This window comes from Bacillus cereus group sp. MYBKT14-1 (assembly GCF_051915185.1).
GTDB lineage: Bacteria > Bacillota > Bacilli > Bacillales > Bacillaceae_G > Bacillus_A > Bacillus_A cereus.
Window position 1 is genome coordinate 1 of the sequence record NZ_JBQAEF010000048.1, and the last position, 592, is coordinate 592.

Consider the following 592-nt stretch of genomic DNA (forward strand, 5'->3'; position numbering starts at 1 on the left):
TTTTTAATAATTTATTTGTTTTATGTAAAAGGTGCCAAGAAATACTTTGTAGTTTTATTTCTTGGCGTGGGTATTTATTTGGGTCATTTGGATGCCGACCTTACAATAGTATATGTCCGATATATGGAATGGTTTGTTATTTACGTTCAGTTCAGTAAAATTAGGAAAGAAAAAACACCTATTTTTTAATAGGTGTTTTTTCTGCAAAGTGGCTTATAAAATTAAAAGAAAGGTATTTCTATTCATACATTTTTAATAATCATCTCTATGATCATGCTCATCACGTTCTTTACAATGCTTACGCTTGCAGCAGAAACGATCACAATCAGGTGAATTTATAGAGACTACATTAATTTTATTAATTGCAATACGTGCCAATCCTGGGAAACAATCGAAGTCAGATAAAATAATTACGTTGTTTCCTTGAAAACCTTGGAATGTTGCACTTGTAGGTGGTTGGCAATCATATTGAAGAACAATGCAAGTACCAGGAGTTAATGTTCTTAAGAATTGTAATAACTCTGGATTATTATTCACCTGTCTAATGTTTTCTTCTTTTCGGTGATGATCTCTCCGATCATCACATCTATTG

General features: G+C 31.8%; 2 protein-coding genes. One reads left to right on the forward strand and one right to left on the reverse strand.

What is annotated here, in order from left to right:
• Positions 1–189: hypothetical protein (locus ACTFO4_RS30330; protein ID WP_438906473.1), on the forward strand; the 189-nt coding region annotated here is incomplete at its 5' end.
• Between the two features lie 63 nt (positions 190–252).
• Here ACTFO4_RS30330 and ACTFO4_RS30335 read toward each other — a convergent pair.
• Positions 253–592: hypothetical protein (locus tag ACTFO4_RS30335; protein WP_440014681.1), on the reverse strand; the 340-nt coding region annotated here is incomplete at its 5' end.